Origin of the sequence: Haliea sp. (genome assembly GCF_041395985.1) — a bacterium.
GTDB lineage: Bacteria > Pseudomonadota > Gammaproteobacteria > Pseudomonadales > Halieaceae > Haliea.
Genome location: NZ_JAWKZJ010000002.1, coordinates 621,833 through 630,209 on the forward strand (window position 1 = coordinate 621,833; position 8,377 = coordinate 630,209).

Annotated in this window: 9 protein-coding genes; 5 read left to right on the forward strand and 4 right to left on the reverse strand. The window is 61.3% G+C overall.

The features are described 5' to 3' along the window. Positions 1 to 77: 77 nt before the first annotated feature. The 3 genes from R3E49_RS06440 (at position 78) to R3E49_RS06450 (ending at position 2,568) form a co-directional block, all read left to right on the forward strand. The gene (locus R3E49_RS06440; RefSeq protein WP_371294283.1) at positions 78 to 1,760 is read left to right on the forward strand and encodes a diguanylate cyclase; all 1,683 of its coding nucleotides are present in this window, start codon (positions 78 to 80) and stop codon (positions 1,758 to 1,760) included. 185 nt (positions 1,761 to 1,945) lie between these two features. Then, complete coding sequence (locus R3E49_RS06445; protein ID WP_290744933.1) at positions 1,946 to 2,194, forward strand: hypothetical protein; 249 nt, start codon at positions 1,946 to 1,948, stop codon at positions 2,192 to 2,194. 2 nt (positions 2,195 to 2,196) lie between these two features. Then, positions 2,197 to 2,568, forward strand: coding sequence for a type II toxin-antitoxin system death-on-curing family toxin (locus tag R3E49_RS06450; protein ID WP_290744936.1), 372 nt, complete (start codon positions 2,197 to 2,199; stop codon positions 2,566 to 2,568). A gap of 48 nt (positions 2,569 to 2,616) precedes the next feature. Here R3E49_RS06450 and R3E49_RS06455 read toward each other — a convergent pair whose 3' ends face one another. Continuing rightward, positions 2,617 to 3,387 (reverse strand): SDR family NAD(P)-dependent oxidoreductase, encoded by a 771-nt coding sequence (locus R3E49_RS06455; RefSeq protein ID WP_371294284.1) that lies wholly within the window; start codon positions 3,385 to 3,387, stop codon positions 2,617 to 2,619. Positions 3,388 to 3,578: 191 nt separating this feature from the next. On the opposite strand from R3E49_RS06455, the gene R3E49_RS06460 reads away from it, so the two are divergent. Both R3E49_RS06460 and R3E49_RS06465 read left to right on the forward strand, forming a co-directional pair. Next, positions 3,579 to 3,893 carry a DUF1330 domain-containing protein gene (locus tag R3E49_RS06460; RefSeq protein WP_290744942.1) on the forward strand — a complete coding sequence of 105 codons (315 nt, stop codon included), beginning with the start codon at positions 3,579 to 3,581 and terminating at the stop codon, positions 3,891 to 3,893. Between the two features lie 10 nt (positions 3,894 to 3,903). Continuing rightward, positions 3,904 to 4,668: a DUF2889 domain-containing protein gene (locus R3E49_RS06465; RefSeq protein ID WP_371294285.1), complete on the forward strand. Its 765-nt coding sequence runs from the start codon at positions 3,904 to 3,906 to the stop codon at positions 4,666 to 4,668. A gap of 49 nt (positions 4,669 to 4,717) precedes the next feature. On the opposite strand, the gene R3E49_RS06470 is transcribed toward R3E49_RS06465, so the two are convergent. From R3E49_RS06470 to R3E49_RS06480, 3 genes are all read right to left on the reverse strand, one after another. Continuing rightward, positions 4,718 to 5,605: a Coq4 family protein gene (locus tag R3E49_RS06470; RefSeq protein WP_290744948.1), complete on the reverse strand. Its 888-nt coding sequence runs from the start codon at positions 5,603 to 5,605 to the stop codon at positions 4,718 to 4,720. A gap of 37 nt (positions 5,606 to 5,642) precedes the next feature. Beyond that, entirely contained in the window at positions 5,643 to 7,364 is a 1,722-nt protein-coding gene (locus R3E49_RS06475) for an amidohydrolase family protein (RefSeq protein ID WP_371294286.1), read from the reverse strand. Between the two features lie 176 nt (positions 7,365 to 7,540). Beyond that, on the reverse strand, positions 7,541 to 8,230 hold the full coding sequence (locus R3E49_RS06480; RefSeq protein WP_371294287.1) for an SOS response-associated peptidase: 690 nt from the start codon (positions 8,228 to 8,230) through the stop codon (positions 7,541 to 7,543). Positions 8,231 to 8,377: the final 147 nt, after the last annotated feature.

Genomic DNA, 8,377 nt, shown 5'->3' on the forward strand with positions numbered 1-8,377 from the left:
AACATTGCGCACGCAACTGAAAACCTTGTGCTACGCTGTAAAGATTCCACGAGACCCCATGCTCCGGGGCTGCCGCCATGACACGTACACCTGCACCACTGCGCTGGTTTGTAATCTGGCTTCTGGCCTGCGCTGGCTGCCAATCTGCCTTTGCCACACAGCCAATCACCCTGCAGGCCAACACCGAGACCGCCATCCGCCTGCAGCCGGGGAACCTCGAGCTGTTATTCGATGCGGCATCGGACGGTGTGCCCGAAAGCATTGCGGCGCGCTGGGCCGCGGGTGACTTCAGCCCGGCAAGCGCGCTGAATCTCGGCTTGCAGAGCCGCGGCGTCTGGGCGCGCCTGGTGATCGACAACACACTGGAACAGCCTACGGCCATCGTGCTGAGCCACAATTACGCGCCCACGGACCTGGTTGAGGTACGCCACCCCCGTCCCGACGGCAGCTGGTATCAGCAGCGCAGGGGCGATTTACATCTGGCGGGAAGCCGGGAAAGCCCGAGAACACCGTCCTTCCTGCTACAACTGCCCGCGCGTTCAACAACGCCGGTCTATATCTTCGTGGAAACGGAGTCCAACCTGAATTTCGACATGTCGGTGTACGCGCCCAACGCCTACAACCGCATTGAACAATCCCTCACTCTGATCTACGGCGCGCTGTTTGGCGCCGTGTTGGTTTCGGCGTTCTACCTGGTGTTGAGCGCGGTCATGGTGCACAGCGGTCTGGCTATCATTCTCGGGGGTTACCTCGCGGTCTACGCGGCCTACGTCAGTTTCCTGATGGGGTTTGCTCACTACGCCATGCCCGATGCCCTGATCCTCTGGACCAACCAGTTGCACATGCTTTCACTGGCACTGCTGATGCACCTGGGCGCGCGCTTCTACCGCGGTTTCCTCGACCTCAAACACAAGGCGCCGAAGGCCGACAAGGCCGTCGCACTGCTGCAGTGGCTGGCGCTGGGGCTGGCACTGCTGCATCAGATGCCGCCCATGCTGGCGCTGGTGCTCAGCCTGGCCGTGATTGTCATCGGGCCGATCTGCACTACCTGCCTGGCCCTGTACCTGTGGCAGCAGGGGGTCAAGCAGGCTGGTATCTTCACCCTCGGCTGGGTGCTGGCACCTATCGCTGCTGTGTTAAGCACGCTACGGGTGAATGGCCTGCTGCCCAACGCCGACTGGCTGATCCACCTTCCTGCGATCAGCCTTCTGATGACGCTGGCCTGCTTCAGCTATGCTGTCCTGCGGCGTTTTTCCCTGGAGCGGGATCTGGTGTTTATCGATCCACTGACCGGGCTGCTCAACCGTCGCGGCCTGGATGCGCAGGCGGCCGACGAATTCGAGCGCCGCGAGCGTTTTGGCACGCCGCTCACGCTGCTGGTGCTGGACATCGACCATTTCAAAGTGGTCAACGACACCCACGGCCACGATGTGGGCGACAAGATTCTGTGCGCGCTGGGGGATTGCCTGACCCGGGTATCGCGAGAGCTCGACCTGATCGCGCGCCTGGGTGGCGAGGAGTTTGCCATCCTCTGTGTGCAAACCGACCTGCGCGAGGCCACCGTGCTCGCGGAGCGCCTGCGACTCGCCGTGAGTGCCCTGGAAGTGGCGGGCCAGCGTTTCACCATCAGCATGGGCGTGGCGCCGGTGCGCGACAACGACAGCAGCATCTGGGATACCCTGGTGCGCGCCGACGACCTGATGTACCAGGCGAAACACGAGGGCCGCAACAAGGTCGTTGCCGCGGGGCAGGCCGCCTGAGCTGCCCGGCGACGCGCGCTAGCGGGTGCGCTGTGAGGAGATGGTGCCGCCGTCCACCACCAGCTCTGCGGCGGTGCAGAAAGTGGGTCGTTTGATCCGGACACCCGTTAATATACATTTAAATGTACATTTAACAGTTGGATTGTGGCACAATCCTCTAAAGGCTGACGCATCGGAAATTGACCATGGAAAACCTCCTGACCAACAAAACTGCATCACTCACCGAATTGCGGGACCCCAAGAAAGTCATCGAAAAAGCGGGCGACAAACCCGTCGCAATCCTGAATCGCAACCAGCTGGAGGGCTACTTCGTACCCGCCTCAGCCGTCGCGAAAATCGCGTTTACTCCTGCTGATCCGAAAGAGGTTGCAGACCTGCTGCGCAAACGTCGCTCCAATCTCAAGCCGACGCTTGCCTACCTCAAAGACAAATAAACGTGATCTTCCTCTCACCGCGTGATGTGGTTGAGATTCATGAGTTCGTTATCGAGGGCCACGAACTCCAGGGCATGGCCGGCGATAAATCCATCGAGGCTATTATTGCCAGAATCGACAACCGTATCGCCTTCGGCATGATCCGTGACGTCTTTGAACTGGCTGCCTGCTATGCCTGCTACCTGTCCGTCGGGCATGCTTTTCACGATGCCAATAAGCGGACAGCATTCGCGGCAATGGACGTGTGCCTTTGCTTGAATGGCATATCGCTCGATTACGAGGCGGAAGATATCGGCGCTCTGATCGTGAAGGCGGCACAAGGCATAGTCGATGAATCCGAGCTCGCAGATTGGTTGCGGCGTCGGGCGGTGTAATGGGGAAGAGCCGCAGGGCAGGTCGCCTGAGCTGCCCGGCGACGCGCGCTAGCGGGTGCGCTGTGAGGAGATTGTGCCGCCGTCCACCACCAGCTCCGCGGCGGTGATGTAACTGGCTTCATCAGACAGCAGAAAACGCACCGCGGCCGCCACTTCGCGTGGTGCGCCCATCCTGCCCAGCATCACCGGGCGCTCAAAATGTCCCGGCTCCAGGTGGTCGACCACCGGCTGCATCATCGGCGTGAGGATGTAGCCCGGCGTTACCGAATTGATGCGAATGCCATCGCGCGCCAGATCATCGGCCAGCGAGCGCACCAGCGACAGCATGCCGCCCTTGGACGCCGTGTAGGCCGGGTTCATGTGATTGCCGAGCGTCGCATTGATCGACGCGATGCCGACCACCGCCGAGCCGGGTTGTTCCACGAGCGCACTGCGCAGCTGCTGCACCATGAACGGCAGGGCTTTCAAATTGACGCTCAGCACGGCATCCCACGCCGCTTCGGTCAATTCCTCGACGGGAACAGCCAATGAGATACCGGCGGCGTGCACCAGACCTCCGATGCTGGGCAGCGCCGCGCGGGTTTGCTGCAGGGCGGGGGCGATATTGCCGACCTGGCTGAGGTCAACGCCCACCCCGACCGTCGCAACGCCAAAGCGCTGTGCGATATCGGCCGCGACCGTCGCGCTGCGTTCTGCATTGATATCCCATATCGCCACAGGGCGGCCCACCTCCGCCAGCGCCTCGGCGCTCGCCAGACCAATGCCGGACGCACCGCCGGTGACAATCACGCCACTGTCAGGGCTTGTTGAGTTGCTCATGTGCACTGTCTCTTTGTCTTAGTCACGGGCAATCTAGAGCACTGGACCCCGCTAACCTAGTCGAGTCGGGCAGAAAGCGTCCGCCAGTTCAAATGTGTGAGCCTGCCTGATGATAGTGCCACCCCCCGTGTCTCGCGGCAAAACCCCGAACCCTGTACTGTGTGCTCTCCAATCTGATTGAGGACATCACCGTGGCAGATGCACCCGCCTACATCGTGGCCAACTTTATCGTTCATGACGCCGCTGAATACCGCAAATACGAAAAAGGCTTCTTCCCGATTCTCAAGCGCCACGGTGGCAGCTTCTTCACCTACGATGACAATCCAGACACCCTGGAGGGCCCGGAGCCCCGCGAGGGACGCATGGTGTTGTTCCAGTTCCCCAGCGAAGCGGCGGCGCGGGCCTGGTACGCAGACCCGGACTACCAGGCACTGTCTGAATTTCGCCGGGCCGGGACTGAACTTAAATTCCTGACGCTGCTGCACGGCCTGCCGCCGCGCGCGTAATCACGAAATAATGACGATTCCAGACCTGCCCATCACCAACCCCGACTACGGTACGGGAGTCTATCGGCGCCGCATCCGGCTGGTGCCCGGTGAGGGCACGATGCTTGCCGAATTGGAAGACAACAACCACGGCTTTCGCGTGTGCATTGAACACGATGGACAGCGTATCAAGCGGGTCACTGGCGATGCGTTGCGCACGCCGCTCTCCACCTGCCCGGGCGCCCTCGCCCGATTGCAGCGGCTGGTGGGCGCTGATATCCACAGCGATGCCACACAACTGAGCCGGCGCGCGGACCCGACAAGCAATTGCACGCACTGGCTGGACCTTTGCATACTCGCGATCAACCATATCCCGCGTGGTGCCGCTGTCCGGCAATACGATGTCGCCGTCACCGATGAACGTGACGGCGTTTCGGAGCTCAGCGTGCACTGTAACGGCATGGTCGTGCACCGGTGGTACGCCAGTGGCCTTGCGCTGGCAGGCCCGGAACCGTTAGCCGGGCACACTCTCTTCCACGGCTTCTCCAGCTGGGCGCGAGACTGTTTCAGCGGCGACGCCCTGGAGGCGGCGCTGGTGTTGCAGCGCGGTAATTTCGTGGCACAGGCGCGGCGCTTTGCCGACGTGCCCGGAACGGCAAATGAGCCGGTTGAAAGCCACCGGAATGGCAATGTGTGTTACAGCTACTCACCGGAGATTGTCAAGCAAGCGATCTACCGGTCAAGCAGCGTGCGAGACTTCACCGCAACGCCGGAATTGCTGTTGAAGTTTGTGTAACAAGCGGGTGGTCACGGCCGCTGGCAAGCTGCTGCGGCCCAATGATTGCTCACACCGCCTCTTGCGCTTCGCGCTGACGCGCGCGCACTTCCACTTCTTCCATTTCCTCAAAGTACGCGCCCTCGCTGATTACGTTGGACAGCTCCGGATAATCCACCGCCAACACATTGCGCATACCTATCACTTCACGCGCCGCCTCCGGGGTCAGGTGCAGAATATCCTCGTATTTCAGCATGAAATAGGGCTCGGACGTTCGCCCGATCAACAGTCCGCGCTCCATGCGCTCGATGATAGCTGTCATGCACTCGGGGTAGTGCAGCGTAGCGCGCATCAGCTGGCTCGACACGAGCGTGCTGTTGATGATGGTCAACTTGCCCGCGAGCCCCGGACTGAGCACGCTGTGGACATTGGTGATTTTCATCGCCGTGGGCACCATTTCATTGATGATGTCGAAGGGTGCCGCCGCTAGAATGTGCTCGAAGACGTCGTGGATCTGGGAGCTGCGCATCTGCCAGTAATCCAGGTCGCTTTCCGGCTCGTGCAACTCGATGATGTTGGGTTCAAACTGCCGGTCGTGCAGGTAACGGTAGTAGATGCCGCCCACGCTCTCCGGCGGGTAGTGCCTGAAGTCATCCCGCTCCATGGTGGAGAGATAGCGTTCCGACAGCCAGTCCGCGAAGCGCGGATTCACCTTTTTTTCCTCGTCGAAGAGTCGCTGCACCTCTTCGTAATCCTCCACTGCCCCCAGCGCTTCGTAAAGTGCGGGCAGGCTGTAGGTCGGGGGCAGGTCGCGCCCGTTGCGTCCGAGCATGCGCAGGGCGATGCCTTCCCGCACCCGCGCATCGTTCAGGTACCTCGAAGAGCTGATCAGGATGGAGCTCGCGGAGGTGGGTGCCGTGGCCCCTTTCATCAGGTAGGGTGTTTTCTTGTCTGTCATCAGTGACTCCGTCACATTGCCGGGGAGACGCGCCGCCTCAGGCCGCGGCCGGGCTAAGCATTTCGCCGGGTACGGCACCTGTGGACTTACCATCGGCAAAGGTCACCTCGCCGTTGACCATGGTCAGGCGCATCGGCGCCGGGTCACGGGTAAAGCGCCAGGTGGTGCCACCGTTTTCGTCGGGCACATCGAAGGCCTTCCTCATCGGCCGTCGATCTACCTCTTCAAGGTTAAACACCGTGATGTCTGCGCGTCGGCCCACCTCGATCCGGCCCAGTTCCTGCAGGCCAAAGAAGTCTGCGACCTTGCCGGTCTGGGCGTGCACCGCCTCCTCCACGCTGATCCAACCCTTCTCCCGGCAGTAGTAGCTCAGCAGGCGAATGTTTTCGCCGCCCCCACAGAGCATCTGCCCGTGGGCGCCGGCGTCGGATATGTTGGGAACCGTCCACGGATCCTTGATCAGCCGCACCACCATCTGCTCGTCCTGCGGGAAGGGCGCCATGTGCACCGTGGAGTGGACAGAGTTCTTTACCAGCCATTCGGCCATGGCATCGGAGGGATGCACCCCCAGCTGCTGCGCATAGTCGGCGAGGGAGATATCCACCGGGCCCACGCCGTTTTCCGAGTTGATCAGCAGCAGGCTCTGGGGGTTGGCGAAGGGCGAATGCTTCCAGACTTTCTCGTCCCAGCTGGCCCGCGCGCGTTCGCGCCAATCCGCGTCCTGCAGCAGCTTGAGCTTGTCTTCCTCGCTCTCCGCCAGCACCACCTCGTGCCAGACATAGTCATTGGACTGGGCAAAAATCAGCGACTTCTTGATGCTGATAACACTGGTCGGGGGCACGTGGGCAAAGCCTGCCCGGATATCCCGCCCCTCGCGCTTGAAGCGCTCACGCAGGGGGCCGACCTTGTCCTCGATGTCTTTCTGAAACGTCAGGGTCGGCGCCATGCCTGCCACCTGCGCGCGAATCGGGCGATCGCCGATCAAGCGGTCAATGCGCGCAATGGAATCCGGGGCCGTCTTGCGCATGAAGGTATCGACGATCACCTGCAGCGTGGCACCTGGATACTTCGCCAGCACATCCAACAGCGCCTGCCACTCGGCGTCATCCGCTCTGAGGGTTGGCACCGGACGGTCCTGGCCATCGTGGTCCAGCAGGTTGGACGACATGCCCAGGGCACCAGCGGCCAGGGCCTCGTCCAACATCGCACACATGCGCTGCACCTCCTCAGCCGTTGCGACGCGCTCCCAGGCGTCCATGCCCATCACGGCCAGACGGATCGCGAGGTGGCCAACAAAAGCACCATAGTTGGCGGGCACCCTGACCTTGCTGGTCATGGACGCCTTGTACTCCGGCCAGCTGCGCCAGTCCCAGGGCAAATGCTCCAGGAAGGGTGCCACAGGGATGTCTTCAAAGAAGGAGAAGATGTTGATCATCTCCCTGCGCACTGCCGGGTCATCGGAGACCGGCGCTGCGGTAAAGCCGCAGTTACCGAGAATGGTGGTGGTCACACCATAGCCGGGTAGCGGATCGAGATCTGGCTGCCACCACATGTTTGCATCGAAGTGGGTGTGGGTTTCGATAAAGCCCGGCGACACATAGCAGCCACTGGCGTCTACAACCTGTTCATCGCCCTCGGGCTGCAGGCCACTCGCCACCTCGACAATGCGCCCGTCACGGACGCGCACATCCGCCGCAAACGCGGGGGCGCCGGTGCCATCAACAACCATTCCGCCAGAAATCAGGGTTTTATTATTCATATCATCATTCCTCAAAAGATGAATTGACGCATCCATCGGGCACCCGCGCGCACAGGAACGGTCGGTTTCCGGAAATGCGCCGTAAACGCCGGGCTCGTGACACCAATGAGCCTATCGAATATTTTTAGCAGTGATTATTAAATATCGTTGAGAATAAAAGGCCTGAGCGATGCGGGTCAAGCGTTGGCAGCTAAAGCTGACGTCGGCAAGGTGATCGCTTGATCTATGGGACGAAACAGCGTGGCCTCTTTCCGACGCGCGCTGCCGACAGCCGGGCTGACCGGGTACAGCGTCAGGTCGAACTTGAGCGTCGGCGCCAGCATCGGGTCACGCGGGTCGATGGGCCTGCGGTTATCCATCCACTGTGTGCATTCCTGCGGCGTCAGCATCACCGGCATCCGGCTGTGCCACGGACGAAAAGCCGCTGCGGCCTCCGTCGTCACCAGTGCGCAGGACAGCAGCGGCTCGTTACCGCCCTCCCACACATCCCAGAGCGCGGCCACGGCGATGGTCTGCGCAGCGTTGGTAATCACCCAGGGCTGTTTGCCGCCGTTCTCCACACGCCACTCGACAAAACTGGACATCGGCACGATGCCCCGCTGCTGCCGGAACGGGTGTTTGAACGCAGGGCTGCTGGCCAGCGACTCGGCGCGGGCATTGAACATGCTGTACCGGGTGCTCACCTCTTTCGCCCAGGAGGGCACCAACCACCAGCGGGCGCTATCCGCACGCCCCTCACGCAACAGCACCACGTCCTCCGTTGGCGCCACGTTGTAACGGGGTTCCGGAAGCTCGAGATCAATATCCAGACGCTGCAGCAATCCCTGCAGGCCGGGCATATGGGTGATGTTGAAACGGCCGCACATCGCTATAAGATAGTAGAAAGTGAGGCATCTGTGGTTAGTGCGGCTAAACAAGCTGTGACGCCGAGCGCAAAGCAAAGTATTTGGGGGTGCGGACAAAATCTTGGACTACCTTGGAGGTAGTCCATGTAGTGGTCTAATGAAACCGGA